The following is a 23,190-nucleotide window of genomic DNA, read 5'->3' as shown; positions in this document are numbered from 1 at the left end:
TTAAACTAATAATTACTTTTAAGTTTTAACACTCAAAGTATATTAACGTTGGCTTGCTGTTTAATTTTCAAGGTTCATACGCGCCTTCTTCTATATACAAAAGGATGGCGCCTTGCTAGGCCATTGAGGCCGTCGCACTGAGCCTTATTTATATTGCGCATTGTTGGCTCTGTACTTGCCCATCGAGGGCAGCGCTCTAATCTTCTTTTTTCGTGAAGATTTGTCGCTTCTGCTTTTAACAGCGACATTTAATATCTTATCAATGCTACTGTTGTTTGTCAAGAACTTTTTGCAAAAAAATTGATTATTTTTACTGCTCAAAAGAACTTGTTTTTTTGTGCTTTTTCTATGCGACGTTTATTATCTTATCAATACTCTCTAGCTTTGTCAAGGAGTATTTTTAAATAATTTTTTGTCTCTTCAAAAAAGCAAAAAGGCTTTTCAGCGACATATATTATCTTAACACTTATCCCCTCTTTTGTCAAGGGTTTAGAGCAGATTTACAAAAAGAAAATTTAAGTTTTTTCCACTTGTATTACAACCTTTAATAGCTTAACATGAACTAAGTCTTATGTCAATCAAAAGGCAAGAAAAAAGCTAAATCATCTCAAAAGAAAGTCCTGCTCCTCGCTTTTGAGCTAATTTAGCTTGTGCTCCTAAAAGTATAAGTTGTTTTAGTTGAAAACAGATCTCCAAAGTCTAACAAAAATATTTGCTCTATCAATATCTTCAGAGGCTAAAATATTAACCGACCCAATTTCGTTCTCTCCACGATAAACAACCAGTCTTCCAATTCTATCTCCTTTTAATAATGGTGCTTCTAAATTATCATCGATTTTAATTTCTTGAGTAATATCTCTTTCAGAACCTTTTTGAACCATCACATAAAAAGATTCTTCTATTTCTCCTGCAGCAACTTGATTAGCTGATTGGTTTACAGGTATATTTTGTATTTGATCTCCTGCAGTAGCAACCTCTCTTTTTGAAAATGCATTAAAACCATAATCTAATAATCTGATTGTATTATCTTCTCTTTGGGCTAATGTATCTCCCTGCATCACAACTGATATTAATCTAGTATTACCTTTCTGGGCTGTTGCAGATAAACAAAAACCTGCTTCTCTAGTATGACCAGTTTTTAAACCATCCATACTTGGATATACATTGATTAAGCGATTGGTATTAACTAACATAGCTTCCCGTCCAGGTAGTTGGATGTTTTCAGTCCAGATTGATCCCCACTGTAAAACCAAAGGATATTTAGCCAGTTCTCTCGACATAATTGCAATATCTCTGGCTGTAGAATAATTATTGGGATCTGGTAAACCAGTTGAATTGGAAAAATTAGTGTTTTCCATGCCTAATTCTTCTGCCCTATGATTCATCATCGCAATAAAATTACTGTAGGTACCTGCTATATATTCTCCGATTGCCACACTGGCATCATTTCCAGAAGCAATAGTTACAGCTTTAAGTAATTTTTCTAATTCTACCTGGGTATTAGCAGCTAAAAATATTTGCGATCCACCCATTGAAGCAGCATATCTACTTATAGTTACTTTATCATCTAAAGAAATAGCTCCTTCTTCAAGTTTTTCCATCGCAATTAATAGCGGCATTATTTTTGTCATACTTGCTGGTGGGAGCTCGCGATCAGCATTTTTTTCAAATAAAACCTGACCAGTTTCTGCCTCAATCAAAATAGCTGATTCCATATCAACATCAAAAGCAGAAACATAAGTCCCAGCTATTGAAAATATCATTGTAAATATCAGTATAAATACTATATGTTTTTTGTTCATTTTTTTCCTCCTGTGAATAGTTTAAATTTGCTTTTCTTTTTCTTTTGCCTGCTGCCAAAATTCATCTAATTCATCTAAGCTATAGTTATCAAAACTTAAGTTATTGGCTTCAATTGACTCTTCAATAAATTTAAATCTTCTTTTAAATTTTAAAACAGTTTTAAGTAATGCTAATTCCGGATTAATATTCTCAAACCTAGCCAAATTTACAACTGCAAATAGCAAATCTCCAATTTCTGATTCCAATTGTTCTTTTTTTGGCAAAGATTTTTGCTTATCTCTTTCTGAGTAAATAATTTCTTTACTTTCATTTAATTCTTCCTCAATTTTATTTAAAACTGGCTCTAAATCATCCCAATCAAAACCTACTTCAGCAGCTATTGCTTGAACTTCATAAGCCTGATTTAAAGCAGATTGACCCTGACTGGAATTGTCCATTAAAGATTTAACTATATCTTTTTTTTCTTCTTTTTTAATTTCCTCCCAATTATGAAGTACTTCTTCAGAACCACTTACCTCAAGACCTTCAAATACATGGGGATGTCTACGGATCAATTTCTCCCTCAGTGTTTTGCTTACATCACCTAAATCAAAATCACCTTCTTCATAAGCCATTTGAGCCTCAAAAACGACCTGTAATAATAAGTCACCTAATTCTTCTTTAAAAGCTTTAATATCATTTTTTTCTAGAGCTTCTACTACTTCATAGGCCTCTTCTATTATATTCTCTTTAATTGAGTGATAATCCTGCTTTTTATCCCAGGGACATCCATTTGGACCCCTTAATAAAGCCATGACATCAATCAATTTATCTAATTCACTTAAAATTTTATTTTTAGTTTTATTATCAATATTTGCCTTGCTCATCTAATAAAGCCTCCTTCAGCTTATTTGCAAAAAGCTTGTTTGAATTCATAATTTAATCAATTAAAGCTACCTTTTTTAAGAAATCAGCTAATTTTTTGCCAAATACAGGCAAAACAGCTAAATCATTATACTTTATCTCCTTTAATAATAACAGAGTTATAAAATAAATAAAAGAGGCAAAAATAATTACTGCAAAAGTATTTATCTGATAAGCATAAGCAACATTATATCTATTTAAAAAGTTCAAACCAAAATAATAGGCTGCTTTAACAAAAACTGACATCACAATTATGGCAGTTAATGGTTTAATAATCATTGCCTTAACTTGAATTTTAAAGCCACTTTCCTTTTTAACATGATATAGATTTAAAAAAGCGGCAATTGCAAAGCCGGTTGTAGTTCCTAAGGCAGCACCCCTGATGCCAAATCTAGGTATGGCAGTTAAGGTATAATTGATAAAACCATTAAACACAGCTCCGATCATCAAATTACGGGCAGGAATAGCAGTTTTTCCTACTCCATTTAGAATCCCTGTACTTGTTTGCTGGAGGGCGATGAATAATACTCCCCAGGCAACAAACCTTAAGGGAACTGCTGCACCAGGTTCAGAAAATATAATATCGGTAATCGGTAAAGCTAATAAATATAAACCAACTGCAGCAGGCAAGCCGATTAAGATTGTTAACCTCAGTGCAGTTTGAACCCGATGTTTAATTAGTTCATTTTTTTCTTTTGCAAATGCTTCGGCAATAGCAGGAACAAGACTGGCTGATAAGGAAACGGTTATTATTGTCGGGAAATTAACTAAAGGCATTGCCACTGCAGAAAACATCCCATATAAAGCTGTTGCTTCATTAACAAGATAACCAGCTGTCTGCAAGCGATTGGGAACAAATATTAGGTCTACTAAACTCATTAGTGGTAAGACTAAAGCACCTAAAGTTATCGGGACCCCCAAAGAAGCAATTTTTTTGGCTATTCTCACTGATTTGATATCTAAAGAATCTTTTCCGGTGGATAAAAATTGAAATATTTTTTCTCTCCTTTTGTGATAAATAAACAAAAGAATCAATAGTCCACCTCCAGCACCTGTAACAGCACCAAAGCTAGCCCCAGCTGCTGCAAATTCCAAGCCATGGGGAGCTAATAATACTACCAGCAAAATCATAGTAAACATTCTAACAAATTGCTCTATAATTTGAGAAATAGCAGTAGGAACCATATCCTGTAAACCCTGAAAAAAACCTCTATAGGCAGCCATAATAGAAACTACAAAAATGGCAGGTGAAATTGCCAGAACTGCATAATATGATCTAGGATCTAAAGAAAGAAGATTTATTAAAGGTTTTGCAGAAACAGCCATGATTAATGAAACCGATAAGCCGATTATAATGCTCATCCGACGAGCAACAATAAAAGTTTTATAGGCTTCTTTCTTTTTGTCAGAAGCAATTCTATCTGCGATCAGTTTAGCTAGAGCAATTGGGATCCCTGATCTAGAAACAACCAGCAAAATTGTATAGATAGGATAGGCCATTTGATATAGTCCCATTCCCTCTGCACCTATAATTCTGGTTAATACAACTCTATAGACAAAACCCATTACCCGAGCAGCCATACCAGCAGCAGTTAAAATAGCGGCCCCTTTAATGAAGCTATTTTTATTTTTTTCTTGCATAGACTTCACCCTTTAGTAATCATTTTAATAACAATTTATATTTACAGGTAGAATTCCAACCCTAAAGTTGATCCAATTAATTATTGTCAACAATATTTTTATAATCCTGCAGTATTTTTAATAATTCCTTATCAACTTCTTCTGACTGAGTAGTCTTTATTATAATTTGTGGTTTTTTAGCAGATTTTATTTTGATTTTTTTGCGATATTCATTACTTAACTCAACTAAATCTCTTCCTTTAACAACCTTAGAATTAATGAACTGACAGCGAATATTTTTTCCTTCCTGTCTGATTAAATTCATTTTTAAGTTCTGGGCCAAAATCTTCAAGCGAGCTGTATTAATCAACCGCATAACCTCTTGAGGAGGTTCACCAAAACGATCGATAAGTTCATCAATAACATCTACCGCATCTGCTGCAGAATTAATATCTCTGATTTTTTTATAAATCTCTATCTTGCGAGCTTCATAGTTAATATAATCATCTGGAATATATGCATCAAGACTAAGATCAACTTCAACTGTAATTTTATTGGCTTTCTTTTCACCTTTTAATTCTTCGATAGTACCTTCTAAAAGTTTGGTATAAAGTGAAAAACCAACTGCTGCAATGTGACCACTCTGTTCTGGCCCTAACAGGTTACCAGCACCTCTTATTTCTAAATCTCTCATTGCTATTTTAAATCCTGAGCCAAGTGAAGTAAACTCCTTAATTGCCTCAAGCCGTTTTTCAGCTACTTCTGCTAAAATTCTATTTCTTTGATAAAGCAAATAAGCATAAGCAATTCTATTGGTTCTTCCAACTCGACCTCTTAATTGATATAGCTGAGATAAGCCCATTTTATCAGCATGATTAATTATTATAGTATTAACATTTGGGATATCAAGACCTGTTTCAATAATTGTTGTACAAACCAGAAGGTCAAATTTATGATGATAAAAATCATACATTATCTTTTCTAATCTTTTTTCTCTCATTTGACCATGAGCTACAGCAATCTTAGCTTCAGGGACAATTTTTTGTAATTTGCCGGCAGTTTTTTCGATATCTTCTACTCTATTATGAACAAAATATATTTGTCCTTGACGAGCCAATTCTCTTCTAACAGCTCCAGCAATTAGTTCATGATTTTTTTCTTTAATAAAAGTTCTAATAGGGTAACGATTTTCTGGTGGGGTTTCAATTAAGCTCATATCTCTAACCCCAACTAATGCCATATGGAGGGTTCTTGGAATAGGAGTAGCCGTTAAAGTTAAAACATCAACATTTCTTTTAATATCTTTAAGCTTTTCCTTATGACTTACCCCAAAACGCTGTTCTTCATCAATAATTAATAAACCTAAATCATCAAATATTACATCTTTAGATAAAAGGCGGTGAGTTCCAATAACTATGTCCACCTCTCCTTTGATCAGCTCTTTTAAGGTTTTTCTCTGTTCTGCCTTGGTTTTAAAACGACTTAACATAGAAATTCTAATTGGAAAATCTGCAATTCTCTCTTCAAAAGTATTGAAATGTTGTTGGGCTAAAATAGTTGTGGGTACTAAGACAGCAGTTTGTTTTCCATCTAAAGCTGCTTTAAAAGCTGCTCTAATGGCAACTTCTGTTTTCCCATATCCCACATCTCCACAGAGTAATCGGTCCATTGGCTGTTTTGACTCCATATCAGATTTAACTTCTTTTATTGCTTCTTTTTGATCTGGAGTTTCTTCATAAGGAAAAGCATCTTCAAACTCTTTCTGCCAGACATCATCTTCAGAGAATTGATATCCTTTAAGGGTTTCCCGCTCTGCATAAAGCTCCAGTAGTCCAATTGCCATCTCTTTTACTGATTCTTCTACTTTTTGCTTAACTTTTTTCCAGTCACTACTACCCAGTTTATATAATTTGGGAGCAGCAGAATCTGAACCGATATATTTTTGAACTAGATTTATTTTGTCAGTTGGTACATATAATTTATCTTCTCCAGCATATTTTAAAACAAGATAATCTTTGTGCTGGCCCTGTATTTCTAAAGTTTTAACTCCAAGGTATTTACCTATACCATGGTTTTCATGAACAACATAGTCTCCAGAGATAAGATCATTAACACTGGATATTTCTATACCTTCTTCAAAGTCACCGATTTTTCTTTTTCTTTTTTGTTCACTGCCAAAAACTTCTTTATCACTAAAAACTGCCAGCTTAATATCACTAAATATAAAGCTTTCTCCTAAACTATCAGCAAATATTCTGATTCTAGCCTCAGAAAAATCATCTGCAACAGCATAGCCTTTGTCTTCTAAAAACATTTTTAAGCGTCTTTTTTTAGCAGCAGAATTTAATGTAACTGCAATTTTATATTTCTTCTTAAGTAGATCATGAACTTTTTCCGCAAATAATTCCAGCTGGCCGTGAAAAGATTCTAAAGATTTAACATTAAAATGAATATCTTTTTTAGCAGCTGATTTTTCATCAAAATCAGTTTTAATATCAATAACTTTATTTGCTTCAATTTTTTGCTTAATTTTTTCGGGAGAAAGAAAATTATCAATATAGTCTGGTAAAATTATCCCCTGTTTTAATAAATTTTTGTAACTATCAAGAATCTCTTGATAATTATTGCGGCTCACTTTTTTTATTTTATCCGGTCTTAGTCTAAAAATTGTTGTCTCAGATAAATAATCAAAAAAACTATCTGCTTCTGGATAATAATAATGGAGAAATTGCTCAAAACCGGGGAAACGGTGCTGTTCTTTAAATTTTTCCAGTAACTTTTTTGATTTCTCATGCAAATATTTAGCTTCTTCAGAAAGTCCTTTTTGCTTTAGATTTTTTACTGCCTGCTCATATGATTTTTCTAGACGAGGATATGCTCTGTCAACAACCTCATCATCGACAATAATATTGGCAAAAGGAGGGATGATAATACTTTTAACCTCTTCCTTAGATCTTTGGGCAGAAAGATCAATTTTTCTAATTGAATCAACCTCATCTCCAAAGAGTTCTATTCTAAAAGGTTGTTCATCTAATAAGGTGAAAACATCAATGATTCCACCTCGGATACTGTATTGACCTGGTGCCTCAACCATTTCTTCTCTCTTATATCCCAATGAAAATAAGCGGCTTTTTATATTTTTTAAATCTACTTCGCTTCCTTCTTCAAGATAAATACTTTTAGTTTTATAAGTTGCCTGCGGGGTTAATTTTTTAAATACTGCAGCTGGTGTTGTTAAAATTATTTTTTTATCTAAGTTATCGGCAAAAACTAATTCTGTTAAAACCTTAGTTCTCTCACTAATTGTAGTCAAATCAGACATCAACTGCTCATGAGGCAATATTTCTTCTTCTGGAAAAACTAAAAAGCCTTTTTCTGGCAGCAATCTTAACAAATCTTCCTGCATCTGCTGCAAATAGTAATTATCAGGCAGAAAAAAAACAATATTACTTTCTGCTTTTTCCAGAATATTAGCTGCAAAAAAAGACAGACTACTCCCTTTTAGACCTGAAATGTCATAGTCAGGTGAGTCAAGATTTTTTACAAGCTTTTTAAATTTTTTATCTTTTAATAATAGACTTTTAAAATCCATTTACAAATGTCTCCTTAATATATATATAATGGCAAAAGAGCCCCTACATAAAATGTACGGGCCTAATTATCCATTATACATATTCATAGCTCTAACTATATCCTCTTTTAACATTAATTCAACTGCTGAAACTGATTTATCAATTACCTCACTGAGAATTTTTTTCTCTTCACCCTGAAAAGTTGTTAAAACATAATCTCTTACAGCTATATTTTCAGGAGGTCTTCCCACACCAACTTTTAACCTTTTAAATTCCCTGGTCTCAAGTCGATTTATAATAGAATTAATTCCATTATGGCCTCCACTACTACCATTTCTTTTAAACCTGATTTTCCCCAGATCTAAATCAAGGTCATCGTGAATCACCAAAAGGTCCTCGATATCAATGTCAAAATACCTTAACAATTTTGCTATAGGTTGGCCGCTTCTATTCATATATTTCATAGGTTGGAAAATTATGATTTTTTCCCCAGCAAAAAAATAATCTCCATAGAGACCATCGAATTTATAGCTGCTGTTTACAGAATATTTTTTGGCAAGTTCAGCAGTAATCATAAAGCCAATATTATGTCTAGTCCGGGCATATTTTTCGCCTGGATTACCCAGGCCAGCTATTACCTTCAACCATTAAACCTCCATAAAACAAATCTGAGCGCAGTCAGCTGACCGCACTCATCTTATTTGCTTTTAATATTCTTGATAATCTTTTTCTTCCTCTTCTTCTGCTGCTTCTTCGCCTTCTTCTTCATCCTCTTCACCGATAACTTCTGGCTCTAAGAATTCTTCTTCCTCTTCTTCTTCATCTTCTTCGCTTAGTTCAGTAGGTGTAACAACTGTTACAATTACTTCATCACTATCAGTTATTAAATCAATACCTTCAGGTAAATCAAGATCAGCAGCTGATAAAGAATCTCCTATTCCTAATTCTGAAATATCAATAGTAACTTCAGATGGGATTTCAGCAGGCAATGCATCAATATCAACATTACGTAATAGCTGCTGTAATACTCCACCATCATGTACTCCAGCTGCTGTACCTTCTAGATGTAATGGTACAGAAACAGTGATTTTTTCATCCATAGAAATATACTGAAAATCAACATGAAGCAACTCTCTTTTAATAACACTTTTTTGAAAGTCTTTTATAATTACAGTTGATTCTTCTCCATCATCTTCAGCAATTGTTAAATCGATAATTGCATTTGAAAATAATAATTTCTCGATATCTGATGGGTCTAATTTAATAGATTTCGCTTCTTTTCCTCTTCCATAAACAACACCAGGAATTTTGCCGTCTCTTCTTATTTTACGGGCAACTCCTTTTCCACTTTCCGTCCTAAGTTCAACTTCAATAGAATGTCTCTCCATGACTATCCTCTCCTTGCATAAATTAAATTGTAAGCCAGTCTATACTTTAAACTGACAGGTTTACGTTAAATAAGACATAACAAATTTTATTATAACATTAAAGATTATTATGAGCAAGCTTTTTATTGAATTGTTTGCTTAAAATCTTAATTAGAATAATACACTTACTGATAAATCTTTAAAAATACGGTCTATAGCCTCTCCAACTAAGGGTGCAACTGATAAAACTTCTACATTGTCAAGTCCATTCTCTTTTTGATCAATTGTATTAGTAACTACAATTTTATTGATTGGAGCATTTTTTAAGCGCTCAACTGCAGGTCCAGAAAAAAGTGCATGTGTACAACAAGCATAAACCTCTTTTGCTCCTTTTTCTTTTAATACTTTTGCAGCCTCAGTAATTGTGCCAGCTGTATCAATAATATCATCCAGCAAAATCACATTTTTAGCTTCAACTTCTCCAATTATATTCATAACCTCAGCGACATTAGCTTTAGGTCTGCGTTTATCAATAATCGCCATAGGTATATTTAAACTTTCAGCAAAAGACCTTACCCTTTTTACTGAACCAACATCTGGAGCAACCGCAATCAGATCAGAACGATCATAATCTTTAAAATAATCTACCATTATTGGTGAAGCATAAAGATGATCAACAGGGATATCGAAAAAACCCTGGATTTGTGGAGCATGAAAATCAATCGACAGTACTCTTCTAGCTCCAGCTTGGGTTAATAAGTTAGCAACCAGTTTTGAAGTAATAGGATCTCTGGGATTTGCTTTTCTATCCTGCCTGGCATAACCATAATAAGGCATTACAGCTGTAATTCTTCTGGCTGATGCTCTTCTTAAAGCATCAATAATAACAAGTAATTCCATTAAATTCTCATTCACAGGTGGTGCTGTAGGTTGAATTACAAAAATATCTGCCCCTCTGACTGTTTCAAAAATCCTGCTTTTAATTTCCCCATCTTTAAAACGACTAACTTCTGCATTAACTAATTCTGTTCCTAAATAATCACAAAGATCTTCTGCTAATTTAGGATGAGCATTTCCAGAAAAGATTTTTAGCTGTTCACTGTAACTTGACATCTTCAAGCCCCCCATTTTTTAGTTATTCATCTTCTCTTTTGCTTTTATATATACGAGCAGGTACTCCCATCACAGTTGTATTGGCACTTATGTCTTTGGTAACCACAGAAGCTGCTGCTGTTTTGGCATTATCTCCAATTTTAAGTGGAGCAATCAAAATCGAATCACTGCCTATAAAAACATCCTTACCAATTACTGTTTTGTGTTTATTAACTCCATCATAATTAGCAAAAATTGTACCAGCACCAATATTAGTTCTTTCTCCAATTTCTGCATCTCCTGCATAACATAAATGAGGAACTTTAGCCCCACTTTTAACTTCTGCTTTTTTAAGTTCTACAAAATCTCCAATTTTGCAATTATCTGCTACTTTAGACCCGGGTCTAATATAAGCAAAAGGTCCAACTCTTGTCTTCTGACCAATTTTACTATCTTTAATTATTGTATTTGAAAGTATTTCTACATCAGAAGCTATCTCTGCATTTTTTAATCTGCAATGTGGATTTATAACCGTATTTTTAGCAATTTTACTTTTACCTTCTATATAATTGAAAGGATAAATAATCACATCTTTTTCGATCTCAACTTCAGCATCAATATAGCTTGTTTGAGGATCAATAATAGTCACACCATTATCTAGGTGCTTATCTATAATCCGCTGTCTTAATATTTTTTCAGCTTCGGCCTGCTGTCTTCTGGTATTTATTCCTATAATTTCATCAGAATCAGCTAATTGATAAGTATTAATATTTTTCCCTTTTTGCACAGAATAGGAAATAATATCGGTTAAATAATATTCCTGCTGAGCATTGTCATTATCTAAATTTTTCAAGAAAGAACTCAATAATTTGCTGTCAACACAATAAACACCACTATTTATTTCTTTAATCATTTTCTGTTCAGGATCTGCATCTTTTTCTTCCACTATGGCAGTTAAATTGCCGAATTTGTCTTTAACTATTCTTCCATAACCATGGGGATCGGAAACTGAAGCAGTTAAAACACTTAAATCTGAATCCCTATTTTTATGTGCTTTAACAAAATCAGAAATACTTTCTTTTCTTAATAAAGGAGTATCTCCATATAAGATTAAAACCGGACCAGAATGAGCATCTATATATTTTTCTGCCTGTTTAACAGCATGACCAGTACCAAGTTGTTTAGACTGGACTACAAATTCTAAATTCTCATTATCTATTTTTTCTAATTCTTTTTGCACAATATCTTTTTGATAACCAATAACATTAACTATTTGACCGTCAAAATCATCAAGAGTTGTAATAACATGTTTAATGATTTCCTTACCGGCCACTTTATGTAAAACTTTAATTTTATCAGACTTCATTCGTGTTCCTTTACCTGCAGCTAAAATGATAGTTAATAGTTCAGCCATAAAATCCCTCCAAAATCGATTTATTAGTATAAATAAATTATATCATTAATTTAAGTTTTTTTAAATTTAATTAAGCTCAAAATTATAGCTTTTTAGTAAATATGGACATTAATATGCCATGATAGTTCTTTAATCGCTTGAAGTATAACAGAGAAAGTAATTATTGTCAAGATGCAGAAAGCACTATTCCCCCCCAGAAAAGAATAGTGCTTTTGCGATACCAAAATTTATTTAATTATGCTTCAAGCAAATCCTCATCATATTTAGTCAAAACAGCCTTATCTAATGTCTCCCTTAAAGTAGCTGAAATAGGAAAACAGATATCTGAGTATTCCCCATTTCTTTTCCTCCGTGCCGGCATTGAAACAAAAACTCCGTTTTTCCCCTCTATAATCCTCAGGTCCCTGACTACAAAAGAATCATCAAAAGTTACAGTTGCATAAGCCTGCACCAAACTTCCATTAATCTCAACCGGAAATACCCTGACATCTGTAATTTGCAATTGATACACCCCTTTGGAATATTTTAGTAATTACAGTATATTACCATTTATTTCATTTGTCAAGGCTTTTATGTAATTTTTTCTATAAATTTCCACAGTTCATCTTTAGGGGGTCTTTCAAAACTCTTTTTTTCTCCATTTTCAATAATATATCTACCCTTTTCGATCAGCTTGCCTACTTTATATACCTCGATAGAACTATCTTTAAAAATCTTTTTGATATCTAAAGTTTCAGGAACAGCCATTAACATTGTACCTGAAGAAATTAAAGCTGCAGGATCCATCTTTAATTTGCTGCAGATCTCATCTACTGCTGCTTCAACATAAAAATTATCCTTATCTATAATATAACCCAAATCGGAGGCAGCTGCCATCTCTGCAATAGCACCATAGACACCACCTTCTGTAACATCATGCATAGCCCGGATTCCGTTTTTCCTGGCAATTCTACTTTCATCCATAACACTAATTCTATTTAAGTAAGCACAAACGGTATCAATGGCTTTTTGGCTGACACCCTGTTCAAGTAAATAATCCTGATAATCATTGGCTAAAATATAACTTCCTTCGATTCCCATTCCTTTTGAAATATATAAGTCATCACCAGCTTTGGCATTAGCACTTGAAGTAAGTTCATTTTTATCAGCTTTACCTAGTGCTGTTACAGTAATTATTGGCTTTTTGACTAAATCAGTTATTTCTGTATGTCCACCCAAAACCTCTATATTCATCTTTTTGGCTGTAACCACTATCTCTTCCATTATTTCTTCGGTAGCTTTTTTATTCAAATAAGGTGGAAATAATAGTACGACCTGTACTCCAAATGGTTCTGCTCCAGCAGCCGCAAGATCATTACAAGCTACATTGACAGCTAAAAACCCGGCATTTTTTTCTGCTCCTGTAATCGGATCAGAACTAACTACCAGCATAAAATCTCCTAAATCTACAACCGCACTATCTTCCCCAGGGCCAGCTCCAAGTAGTACATCTGCTCTAAAATGATCTATTTTATCTAAAATTATTTCTTTTAATTCATTTCCTGCCAATTTTCCAATTTTCAAGTTATCACTTCCTAAAATAATTATTCAAATGATGAGAAAGAGGTATTGCTACAACACCACCTGTTATCATTTGAGCTAAATCAATAACAATTTCTGGTGGTACAAATGCCCAGCTTAATAAATAAGCCTTTGTTAGAGCATAACCAATAATCATAATGCTTCCACCAGCAGCTATAGCTAAGATATTTCTGTTAAATTTTGTCTCGCCTTCTTTATGTGCTATTTTCCCCACAACATAACCTTCCAGACCTTTAATCACAAAAGTAAAAGGTGCCCAAATAGAATAACCTAATATTAAATCCATTAAAGCTGAGCCAACTCCTCCAGCTATTCCACCTGCTTTAGGGCCAAAGGTAAGGGCGATTGTATAAATTGCTACTTCCCCAAGGTTAAAATAAGAGCTGCTGGGTCCAGGAATATGCAGATAAGTTGCTACAGCAGTAAAAGCTATAAATAGAGCCAGAAAAGAAATGATTCTGGTATCCATATTTTTAAAATCCAATTTTTTAAGCTTTTGCTGGATGTTTTCTCTATTTTCCAAAACAATTACCTCCTAAACAATCTCTAATAAGTTGTAAGATATTGATCTATCTCCCACTTATGGACCTGCTTTTTATAAACAGACCACTCTATTTTTTTAGCTTCAATTAAATGCTCAAAAATATGTTCACCTAGTGTTTCCCGCATCAACTGACTTTTTTGCAGATAATTAACAGCTTCCATAATATTGTTAGGCAAACTAACAATACCACGTTTTTTCCTCTGCTGATAATTCATATCATAAATATTATCAAGGGTCTGTTCACCAGGATCTATCTCATTTTTAATGCCATCCAGACCAGCTTTTAACATTACTGCTAAGGCAAGATATGGATTTGCAGTTGGATCAGGATTTCTTAATTCTACCCTGGTTGCATTTCCTCTCGCAGATGGTACTCTAACCAGAGCACTTCTATTCTGACCTGACCAGGAAATATATACCGGTGCTTCATAACCAGGTACAAGGCGTTTATAAGAGTTTATGGTAGGATTTAAAACTGCTGTAGTTGCTTTAGCATGTTTTAAAAGCCCTCCAATATAGTGATAAGCAATTTTACTTAAGCCCATTTCTCCTTGTGGATCATAAAAAGCATTTTCTCCCTCTTTAAATAGAGATTGGTTAACATGCATACCAGAACCTGCTTCTGCATGAATAGGTTTTGGCATAAAAGTAGCATGTAGGTTATGCTGCATAGCAATTATTTTGGTAACGAATTTAAATGTTGCTATGTTATCTGCTGTTCTTAAAACATCAGTATATTTAAAATCAATTTCATGCTGACCAGGAGCAACCTCATGGTGAGCAGCCTCTACTTCAAAGCCCATATCTTTTAAAGCTAATACAGTGTCCCGACGAGCATCACCACCAAGATCTACCGGTGAAAGATCGAAATAGCCTCCCTTATCATGGGTTTTAGTAGTAGGGTTTCCTGCCTTATCTTTTTCAAATAAAAAGAATTCTGGTTCAGGACCTGCGAACATTTCAAAACCCATTTCTGCAGCTTCAGCCATTACATTTTTTAAAGTTCCTCTAGGACAGCCTGCAAAAGGCTCACCATCAGGTGTATAAATATCACACATCATTCTCGCAGTATGGCCACCATTTGTTGTCCAGGGAAATATTACAAAAGTGTCATAATCAGGCCTCAAATACATATCGGATTCATGGATACGAGTAAAACCCTCGATCGAAGAACCATCAAACATTATTTTACCATCTAATGCTGCAGGAAGCTGTTCAATTGTGATTGCAACATTTTTTAAAATCCCCAAAATATCTACGAACTGTAATCTAATAAATTCTACATCTTTTTCTTCGGCTAATCTTAATATTTCATCTTTAGTCTTTTTTGCCATCTTTGCTTTCCCCCTCAGGAGATTTCGTTTTGTTAATTAAAGAAAGTTTTTTAAGTAAAGCTGAGCGATTGGAAACAGGGTACAGTGAATCTAAATCTGCACCTCCATATTTATTAAAAGAATCATCATAATCTAGAGCCTGATAATCATCTTCACTCAGATCTTCCTCAATTTCCGGAGCAGTTATTTTAGACCTTATTGTTTCTATACTGTTACCCTGAGCTAAAAGCTCCTTTATTTTTTCAAGTACTTTGATATCACTTTCCGAAAAAAGCCTTTGATTACCGCTGCTGCGTTCAGGAAAAATCAAATCTTGCTCATCATAGTAACGAATTTGTCTTGAGCTCAATCCGGTTCTTCTTTTTGCCTCTTTCATTGTAATATTTTTATCGCTTTTCATAATTAACACTTCTCCCAGATTTATTATTTGTCGCAGAAATTATAACATTAATAATATCTTATGTCAATTATATGTCAGCTTTTCGCAGAGATATATTTCTAGTATCTGTCGATGGTTTTAACAACTCTTATGAAATCATTTTTTCGGGGCCAGCGAGCTGCAACTTTTTCTGCCCTAGATCTATCTTTGTAAACTGCAAATACAGTTGGCCCACTACCAGACATTAAATAAAATTCGGCTGCTGTTTTCTTGATTATATCTTTTATATCTTTAATATCTTGACAGATTTTTTTAGCCGGAGCTTCCAGATCGTTTTTGTAATCTAAATCCCAGTTTATTTTTTCATCTGCTTTAATATTTTGCAGTAATTTATCAAAATCAAAGTTATTTTTAATCTTCATTTGGTCATAAAGACTATAGATTTCAGGAGTAGGTATGCAAAATTGAGGAGTAACAATTAAAATATCTTTTTCTCCAATAAAGGGTAAAAATTCAAGCTTTTCTCCCCTACCCTGAGCATATACGGTTCCACCTTCAAGACAATAAGGCACATCTGAACCTATTTGAGCTAAAAGAGTTCTAAGTTCAGAACAATCATATTCAAGCTCATAGAGATCATAAAGTGCTCTCATCACAGCTGCAGCATCTGTACTTCCACCAGCTAGGCCAGCCGCTATTGGGATGTTTTTTTGAATATAAACTTCCACCCCACCAGCTATATCATTTTCTGCAAAAAAAATCTCAGCAGCCTGATAAGCTAAGTTTTCTTCATCAGTGGGAAGTTCAACCGTTGAATTTTTTACTACAATTCCCCCACTTCTTTTCTTTAATTTAATTCTATCTGCAAGTGATATACTCTGAAAAATAGTTTTGATTTCATGATAACCATCATCTCTCAAACCTGCTACTTTTAAGGCTAAATTAATTTTTGCTGGAGCATTAACATATAATTCCTTCAATTTATCTCCCCCAATCCAATAATTAAACTTTAAATTTATTATACTAAAGATTATAATTAAAAAGCAAAGCTAATTTCTGCTTTAAAACTTTATTTTTTTATGATAACATTATTTTTAATAATCTGACCATTAGTCAGATAAATTAATAATTTTAAAGGAGAGAGATTAAAAATGCAAACAAATAAAATGATTAAAGCTGCCTTAATGACAGCATTAACCGCAGTTGGAGCTTATTTAATAATTCCACTCCCCTTTTCCCCTGTTCCAATAACCCTGCAAACATTTTTTGTGATCTTGTCAGGTCGTTTATTGGGCAAAAAATATGGAGCACTCTCACAGATCACTTATTTACTCCTGGGAGCTGCTGGACTACCTATTTTTTCTGGTGGACGGGGTGGTCTTGGTGTACTTGCAGGACCAACCGGAGGTTTTTTAATTAGTTTTATTACAGCAGCCTGGATAGCAGGACATTATTACAATCAGGAAAAGAAAAACTTTTTTATTTATGCAGCTGCAGTTTTAAGCAATTACATAATTGGAAGCACTTATTTTATTTTAATTACAGGTACAGAAATCCCGGCAGCTTTAAGTATGACAGTAATACCTTTTATCCCAGGTGATATATTCAAAATAATTCTTGTAATGATTCTGGCTCCAATCCTAGAAAAAAGGCTCAGAAATTATTAAATTAAATAAAAGGTAAAGTACTAAAATTAAACATTCTGTGCCTAAACATAGGCATTTCTGGTACAGGCCCCTGATTAATTAATAGATAGATTAAAAACCCGGCAGCAATAATAATCAACAGCGGCACTAAAAACCAAAAAGAACTATTCTGAAGCAGGACATGCAGTCCATAGATAATTAAGATAACCGGCCAATAACTTCTGATAAAAAGAGCTAAATTAAATCGATAGATACCAAGTGTTTCTCCTAAAAATATAATCCCAGTTATAATCAATACCAGACCAAGGATGTTTTGGCTTCTATTATCTGTCATTATTATCCCCCTTTAAAAGCATAAATCCAGCTGCGATCAAAATTATAGGCCAGTATCTCTGCCAATATATATTAGGCAGCCAGATATCAACTAAAAACAAAGAACCGATTATTATTAAAAGAAGAGCAAAAAGTTTTTGCCTTTTATTGCTTTTTTCTTCTGCTTCTGCTGCTTTTTCTTCATCTTCTTCAAGATAATAGTCTGCTTCAACCTCTTCACTTTTTTCATATCTGGGCTCTTCTGAAATAACCAACCAGGCGATCAAATAAGCAATCAAACCAATCCCCCGGAAAAGAAAAATAAAGACTAATGCTAATCTAATAAGTGAAGAATCTACATTAAAATATTCGGCTATTCCCCCACAAACTCCAGCAATCATCCTATCATCACGAGAACGGTATAAATTTTTAGCCATTAGAAACTTCCTTTCTTAATATAATTATCCAGCTAAATCTGTTCTAAATTCCTCATTATATAATTTAGCATATGTGCCGCCTTCTTTAATCAACTCTTGGTGTCGACCCCGTTCAACAATACCATCATCAGTCAGAACAATGATCTGATCAGCATTAATAACAGTTGAAAGCCGGTGAGCAATGACCAGGGTAGTTCTACCCTCTGCGAGTTTTTCTAATGATTCTTGAATAATTCTTTCACTTTCATTATCAAGTGACGAAGTTGCCTCATCTAAGATCAAAATTGGCGGATTTTTAAGAAAAGATCTGGCAATAGAAATTCTCTGTTTTTGCCCACCTGATAACTTAACTCCTCTTTCACCAATATTAGTCTCATATCCATTAGTCAAATTAATTATAAATTGATCTGCATTAGCTTTTTTGGCAGCCTTTGTGATTTCTTCATCACTTGCATTTTGACTCCCATAAGCTATGTTTTCTCTAACTGTACCATTAAATAAGAATACATCCTGCTGAACAATACCAATCTTTTTACGCAGAGAAGCCAATTTAAATTCTCTGATATCTGTTCCATCTATAGAAAGACTTCCCGAATCTATTTCATAAAACCTGGGCAAAAGCTTTGTTAAAGTTGATTTTCCTGACCCTGATGGACCAACAAAGGCTACAGTTTTGCCTGGTTCTATATTTATATTTATATTTTCCAGTACTTTTTCCTGATTATCATAAGCAAAAGTTAAGTCTTTATATTCAATTCTACCATCTACATCTTTTAATTCAAGAGCATCCTTTTTATCAACAATTTCCGGATCAACAGCTAATAGTTCTCTAAAGCGGCTAAAACCAGACATTCCTCTTTGAAACTGTTCATTAAAATTAACCAGCCTTTTGATCGGATCCATAAACATGTTTACATAAAAGAGAAAAGCAACCATTTGCCCGGTAGTTAAAGAACCAAGATAAATAAAATAACCACCTGCAGATAAAGTAAGTAATCTAATTAAATTAATAAATAGATTCATTCCAGAATGAAATTTGGCCATATTCTTCATGGCATATTCGCGTGAACGGCGGTAATTATGATTACCCTCACAAAATTTTTCGTTTTCATACTCCTCATTGGTAAAAGACTTTACAACCCTGATCCCACTTAAACTATCTTCTACAATTGCATTAACTTCCGCCATTTTTTCTCTAATAACCTTTAGTGCTTCATACATTTTTTCTCCAAGTTTAACTGAAAAAATAAACATTACAGGGATTAAAGCAAAAGTAATTAAGGCTAGCTGCCAGTGCATGTTGATTAAAATAATGAAAGAACCAATTAAAAGCATTGAAGAAATGAAAATATCTTCTGGCCCATGATGAGCAAGCTCAGACATATTATTTAAATCATTTACCACCCTTGACATTAAATAACCTACTTTATTGTTATCATAAAATTTAAAAGATAATTTTTGCAGATGGGTGAAAATTTCTGAGCGCATATCTGTTTCCATTCTAATCCCCACCACATGCCCCCAATAATGAACTATATATTGAAAGATATATCTCAGTATATATAGCCCTAATAAAATCAGAGCTATTCTAAAAATCATATTAAGATCCCGATTAGGAAAGTGGTTATCAATCAACCGCTGTATAAAAACTGGAAAAACTAAATCCAGACTGGACATCAAAAATGCACAGACAATATCCACTAAAAATAGCTTCCAGTGATTTTTATAATAAGCTGCAAACTGCCTTAACATTAGAGAATCCTCCTTTATTGTCTAAATAAAAATTTTATCACAGTAGATATAATTTTGCAAAAGAAAAGATGCCAAAAAACTTGACATCTAAAAAAATTAATCTTTTTAATTTTTATCCAGACTGGAGAGAATCCAAAATCATATTATAGCCTTTTACCTGTTTTCATATAAATAGTACGTTCACATATATTGGTAGAATGGTCACCAATTCTTTCTAAAAAACGGCTGATAAACATTAAAGAAGTCCCTTGAGCTATCTGCTTACAATTTTTACTCATTTTTTTGATCAATTCAGCTTTAAACTCTTTATCATATTTATTAACTTTTAAATCATTCTCAACTACATTTTTAGCTAATTCTATATCCATATCAACAAAAGATTTAAGGCTGTCTTTTAACTGTTTAACCACAAGACTGCTCATCTCTGAAAGTTGAGACATCTCTATAATGTGTTGATCAGCTGCTATTTCTTTTACCCTATAGGCTATATTAGAAGCATTATCACCTATTCTCTCTAAATCAGTAGCAAGTTTAGAGATAACAATTATTTTTCGCAAATCTATGGCTACAGGCTGCTGAAGCGCAATTAATCTTGTGCATTTCTCTTCTAAAAGAACTTCATAATCATCTATAATATCATCTTCTTTAATAATTTGTTCAGCTAATTTAAGATCTTTTTTAATCAGAGCCTCTATGCTATTTTGAATGCTTTCACCAACTATACTGCCCATTTTTAACATCTCATTTTCAAGTTCTTTTAATTCTTTATGAAAAGATTTTCTAGAATCATTCACATTAAATACCTCCTAATATTTAAATGATTTTTTTAGCCAAAACGTCCAGTAATATAATCTTCGGTTCTTTGATCACTTGGATTTTCAAAGATTGTTTCAGTAGTATCATATTCTATCAATTCTCCCATTAGAAAAAAAGCTGTATTATCAGAAACTCGAGCTGCCTGCTGCATACTGTGGGTTACAATTACTATTGAATAATTATTTTTTAAGTCTGCAATCAAATCTTCTATTTTGGCTGTTGCAACTGGATCTAAGGCAGAAGCCGGCTCATCCATTAATAATATATCCGGTTTTACTGCTAAAGCTCTGGCTATACAGAGCCTCTGTTGTTGACCACCTGATAAACTTAAAGCTGATTTATCAAGCCGATCTTTTACTTCATCAAAAAGAGCAGCTTTTTTTAAGCTTTCTACAACCAGCTCTTCTAATTTTTCCTTATTTTTAAGGCCATGCATCCTAGGCCCATAGGCTATATTATCATAAATAGATTTAGGAAATGGATTGGGCTGCTGAAAAACCATCCCGATTTTTTTCCTTAATTCTACAACATCTACTTTTTCCGCGTAAATATTATTTCCATCAAAAAGAACTTCTCCTGTCAAATGGGTATTTTCAATCAGATCATTCATTCTGTTTATTGTTCTTAAAAAAGTTGATTTTCCACAACCTGAAGGCCCAATTAGAGCGGTAATTTTTTTAGCAGGAACTTTCATATTTATATCATTTAAAGCCTGAAATTTATCATAATAAAAATCCAGGTTTTTTACTTCTAGCTTGTATTGATTCTCCATCTTTTATCCCTCCATTTATCTTTTATATTTATTCCTTAATTTATTTCTCACAATTATAGCTGCCATATTAACTATTAAAACTAAAGTGATTAAAACAAGTGCAGTTCCATATGCAATTGGCCTTACAGTTGAGATTGAATGGTGTTGAGTTGCCAATATATATAAATGATAAGGCAGTGCCATGAACTGACTGAATATTGAATCCGGTAGATAAGGAAGGAAAAAAGCAGCTCCGGTAAATAAGATTGGTGCTGTTTCTCCAGCAGCTCGGGCCAGCCCTAAAATTGAACCGGTTAACATCCCTGGTAAAGCAACTGGTAAGACATTATTTTTAATTGTCTGCCATTTAGTAGCCCCTAAAGCTAAAGAGCCATCTCTATAAGAACGAGGTACGGTTTTTAATGCTTCTTCACTAGAAGTTATAGTTATCGGCAGAGTCATCAAAGCTAAAGTTAAGCCAGCACTTAATATCGAAGGCCCAAAATCAAATAAAACAACAAATATTCCCACCCCAAAGAGTCCAAAAACTATTGAGGGAACCCCGGCTAAATTTCTTATTGCCATTCTAATTAATCTGGTAATCCAGCCTTTTTTAGCATATTCATTTAAATAAATCGCTCCAAAAGCTCCTAAAGGAACTGAAACAAAAGCAGTAATGATTGTTACAAGAAATGTCCCATAAATTGCTGGAAATATACCCCCTTCAGTCATATTCCTTCTTGGTGCAGTAGAGAGAAATTCCCAGCTGATAACAGATATACCTTTAGTAATAATATCGAAAAGTATAATAAAAAGAATCAATAATACTAATAAAGCAGATAATCTTAAAGTAAAAAAACCAATTTTTTCTTTTAAATCTTTAGCCAATTACTCCACCTCCTGATATTTATGAAGTATTATATCTGAGACCAAATTAACAATAAATGTCATCACAAATAAGACTAAACCTATAGCAAATAAAGCATAATAATGAGTTGTATGATGTGGTACTTCCCCCAGCTCAATTGCTATTGTAGCAGTCATCGTTTGTAGTGAAGAAAATATACTTGAAGGCATCCTTGGAGCATTTCCGGTAGCCATCAATACAGTCATGGTTTCTCCTATTGCCCGGCCCATCCCCAGCATAATTGCAGCAATTATCCCCGATAATGCCGAAGGAATTGTTACTTTGACCAGAGTCTGCCAGCGGCTTGCCCCTAAAGCAAGAGAGGCGTTTTTATATGATTTAGGCACTGCTGAAATAGCATCTTCTGATAAACTAATAATTGTTGGTAGTGACATAATTGCAAGTAAAATCGCACCATTTAAAGCATTTAAACCATTTGACAAATTAAAAGTTCTGGCAATATAAGGTCCTAATAAAACAATACCTAAAAAACCTATTACAACCGAAGGAATTCCAGCTAAAATTTCAATTACTGGTTTTAAAATTTGTCTCACTTTGGGATCAGCTATTTCTGATAAATAAGCAGCAGTAGCTACACCTAGAGGCACAGCAAAAATCATTGCTCCAAAGGTTATCATTAAAGTGCTGACAATTTTACTTAAGATTCCATACTCTATTTTAGAAAAAGAAGTTGGATTCCAGCGAGCTGAAGTAAAAAATTCATTCAGACCAATTTCTCTAAAAGCCGGTATACTATTACTTAAAAGTATATAAAATATTCCGATTAAAACTATGATCACAACCAAACTATTGAGTAAAAAAAATAATTCAATTGCTTTTTCCCTAATTTCTCTTCTCACTTTGCAACCCCCTTAGATAAATTCTTATTTTATAAAATAAATATTACATGTCAATGAGGAAGGCAGAGCCTCCCTCTTAACAATAAATCTCTATATTATA

General features: G+C 33.4%; 22 protein-coding genes. 1 reads left to right on the top strand and 21 read right to left on the bottom strand.

Annotation, left to right across the window (positions count from 1 at the left end; all coding sequences use genetic code 11):
- Nucleotides 1–674 precede the first annotated feature (674 nt).
- The 14 genes from LJ207_RS03690 to ispE form a co-directional block, all read right to left on the bottom strand.
- The gene (locus LJ207_RS03690; protein ID WP_229344179.1) at nucleotides 675–1,802 is read right to left on the bottom strand and encodes a D-alanyl-D-alanine carboxypeptidase family protein; all 1,128 of its coding nucleotides are present in this window, start codon (nucleotides 1,800–1,802) and stop codon (nucleotides 675–677) included.
- A gap of 21 nt (nucleotides 1,803–1,823) precedes the next feature.
- Nucleotides 1,824–2,669 (bottom strand): nucleoside triphosphate pyrophosphohydrolase, encoded by an 846-nt coding sequence (mazG, locus tag LJ207_RS03685; protein WP_229344178.1) that lies wholly within the window; start codon nucleotides 2,667–2,669, stop codon nucleotides 1,824–1,826.
- A gap of 52 nt (nucleotides 2,670–2,721) precedes the next feature.
- Nucleotides 2,722–4,347, bottom strand: a complete 1,626-nt coding sequence (locus LJ207_RS03680) for a putative polysaccharide biosynthesis protein (RefSeq protein ID WP_229344176.1) — start codon at nucleotides 4,345–4,347, stop codon at nucleotides 2,722–2,724.
- Nucleotides 4,348–4,423: 76 nt separating this feature from the next.
- On the bottom strand, nucleotides 4,424–7,918 hold the full coding sequence (gene mfd, locus LJ207_RS03675; protein ID WP_229344174.1) for a transcription-repair coupling factor: 3,495 nt from the start codon (nucleotides 7,916–7,918) through the stop codon (nucleotides 4,424–4,426).
- A 66-nt stretch (nucleotides 7,919–7,984) separates the two neighbouring features.
- The gene (gene pth, locus LJ207_RS03670) at nucleotides 7,985–8,542 is read right to left on the bottom strand and encodes an aminoacyl-tRNA hydrolase (protein WP_229344172.1); all 558 of its coding nucleotides are present in this window, start codon (nucleotides 8,540–8,542) and stop codon (nucleotides 7,985–7,987) included.
- 63 nt (nucleotides 8,543–8,605) lie between these two features.
- On the bottom strand, nucleotides 8,606–9,286 hold the full coding sequence (locus LJ207_RS03665) for a 50S ribosomal protein L25 (RefSeq protein ID WP_229344170.1): 681 nt from the start codon (nucleotides 9,284–9,286) through the stop codon (nucleotides 8,606–8,608).
- A 150-nt stretch (nucleotides 9,287–9,436) separates the two neighbouring features.
- On the bottom strand, nucleotides 9,437–10,378 hold the full coding sequence (locus tag LJ207_RS03660) for a ribose-phosphate diphosphokinase (protein ID WP_229344169.1): 942 nt from the start codon (nucleotides 10,376–10,378) through the stop codon (nucleotides 9,437–9,439).
- A gap of 22 nt (nucleotides 10,379–10,400) precedes the next feature.
- The gene (gene glmU, locus LJ207_RS03655) at nucleotides 10,401–11,771 is read right to left on the bottom strand and encodes a bifunctional UDP-N-acetylglucosamine diphosphorylase/glucosamine-1-phosphate N-acetyltransferase GlmU (protein ID WP_229344167.1); all 1,371 of its coding nucleotides are present in this window, start codon (nucleotides 11,769–11,771) and stop codon (nucleotides 10,401–10,403) included.
- Nucleotides 11,772–12,006: 235 nt separating this feature from the next.
- A complete protein-coding gene (locus LJ207_RS03650) occupies nucleotides 12,007–12,282 on the bottom strand; it encodes a SpoVG family protein (RefSeq protein ID WP_229344165.1) in 276 nt (91 codons plus the stop codon).
- A 59-nt stretch (nucleotides 12,283–12,341) separates the two neighbouring features.
- Complete coding sequence (locus tag LJ207_RS03645) at nucleotides 12,342–13,334, bottom strand: AIR synthase family protein (protein ID WP_229344164.1); 993 nt, start codon at nucleotides 13,332–13,334, stop codon at nucleotides 12,342–12,344.
- A 4-nt stretch (nucleotides 13,335–13,338) separates the two neighbouring features.
- On the bottom strand, nucleotides 13,339–13,875 hold the full coding sequence (locus LJ207_RS03640) for an ECF transporter S component (RefSeq protein WP_229344162.1): 537 nt from the start codon (nucleotides 13,873–13,875) through the stop codon (nucleotides 13,339–13,341).
- A 23-nt stretch (nucleotides 13,876–13,898) separates the two neighbouring features.
- Nucleotides 13,899–15,230 (bottom strand): type I glutamate--ammonia ligase, encoded by a 1,332-nt coding sequence (gene glnA / locus LJ207_RS03635; RefSeq protein ID WP_229344161.1) that lies wholly within the window; start codon nucleotides 15,228–15,230, stop codon nucleotides 13,899–13,901.
- Nucleotides 15,214–15,630: a MerR family transcriptional regulator gene (locus LJ207_RS03630; protein ID WP_229344159.1), complete on the bottom strand. Its 417-nt coding sequence runs from the start codon at nucleotides 15,628–15,630 to the stop codon at nucleotides 15,214–15,216. The genes glnA and LJ207_RS03630 overlap by 17 nt, the downstream gene beginning before the upstream one ends.
- 98 nt (nucleotides 15,631–15,728) lie before the next feature.
- On the bottom strand, nucleotides 15,729–16,589 hold the full coding sequence (gene ispE / locus LJ207_RS03625; RefSeq protein WP_229344158.1) for a 4-(cytidine 5'-diphospho)-2-C-methyl-D-erythritol kinase: 861 nt from the start codon (nucleotides 16,587–16,589) through the stop codon (nucleotides 15,729–15,731).
- Nucleotides 16,590–16,760: 171 nt separating this feature from the next.
- On the opposite strand from ispE, the gene LJ207_RS03620 reads away from it, so the two are divergent.
- Nucleotides 16,761–17,276: a biotin transporter BioY gene (locus tag LJ207_RS03620; RefSeq protein ID WP_229344156.1), complete on the top strand. Its 516-nt coding sequence runs from the start codon at nucleotides 16,761–16,763 to the stop codon at nucleotides 17,274–17,276.
- A gap of 1 nt (nucleotide 17,277) precedes the next feature.
- Here the strand turns inward: LJ207_RS03620 and LJ207_RS03615 are convergent, their stop codons facing one another.
- The 7 genes from LJ207_RS03615 to pstC form a co-directional block, all read right to left on the bottom strand.
- Nucleotides 17,278–17,589 (bottom strand): LiaI-LiaF-like domain-containing protein, encoded by a 312-nt coding sequence (locus LJ207_RS03615; RefSeq protein WP_229344154.1) that lies wholly within the window; start codon nucleotides 17,587–17,589, stop codon nucleotides 17,278–17,280.
- Nucleotides 17,579–18,004 (bottom strand): PspC domain-containing protein, encoded by a 426-nt coding sequence (locus LJ207_RS03610; RefSeq protein ID WP_229344152.1) that lies wholly within the window; start codon nucleotides 18,002–18,004, stop codon nucleotides 17,579–17,581. The genes LJ207_RS03615 and LJ207_RS03610 overlap by 11 nt, the downstream gene beginning before the upstream one ends.
- A gap of 24 nt (nucleotides 18,005–18,028) precedes the next feature.
- Entirely contained in the window at nucleotides 18,029–19,756 is a 1,728-nt protein-coding gene (locus LJ207_RS03605; protein ID WP_229344151.1) for an ABC transporter ATP-binding protein, read from the bottom strand.
- Nucleotides 19,757–19,899: 143 nt separating this feature from the next.
- Nucleotides 19,900–20,550 carry a phosphate signaling complex protein PhoU gene (gene phoU, locus LJ207_RS03600; RefSeq protein WP_229344149.1) on the bottom strand — a complete coding sequence of 217 codons (651 nt, stop codon included), beginning with the start codon at nucleotides 20,548–20,550 and terminating at the stop codon, nucleotides 19,900–19,902.
- Nucleotides 20,551–20,582: 32 nt separating this feature from the next.
- A complete protein-coding gene (gene pstB / locus LJ207_RS03595; RefSeq protein WP_229344147.1) occupies nucleotides 20,583–21,344 on the bottom strand; it encodes a phosphate ABC transporter ATP-binding protein PstB in 762 nt (253 codons plus the stop codon).
- Between the two features lie 15 nt (nucleotides 21,345–21,359).
- Nucleotides 21,360–22,211 (bottom strand): phosphate ABC transporter permease PstA, encoded by an 852-nt coding sequence (gene pstA / locus LJ207_RS03590; protein WP_229344146.1) that lies wholly within the window; start codon nucleotides 22,209–22,211, stop codon nucleotides 21,360–21,362.
- Nucleotides 22,212–23,090: a phosphate ABC transporter permease subunit PstC gene (gene pstC / locus LJ207_RS03585; protein WP_229344144.1), complete on the bottom strand. Its 879-nt coding sequence runs from the start codon at nucleotides 23,088–23,090 to the stop codon at nucleotides 22,212–22,214.
- Between the last annotated feature and the right edge of the window lie 100 nt (nucleotides 23,091–23,190).

The sequence above is a fragment of the Halanaerobium polyolivorans genome, from assembly GCF_020711195.1.
GTDB lineage: Bacteria > Bacillota > Halanaerobiia > Halanaerobiales > Halanaerobiaceae > Halanaerobium > Halanaerobium polyolivorans.
The sequence above is the reverse complement of the archived record's forward strand: the minus strand, read 5'-3'. Positions and strand labels throughout refer to the sequence as shown.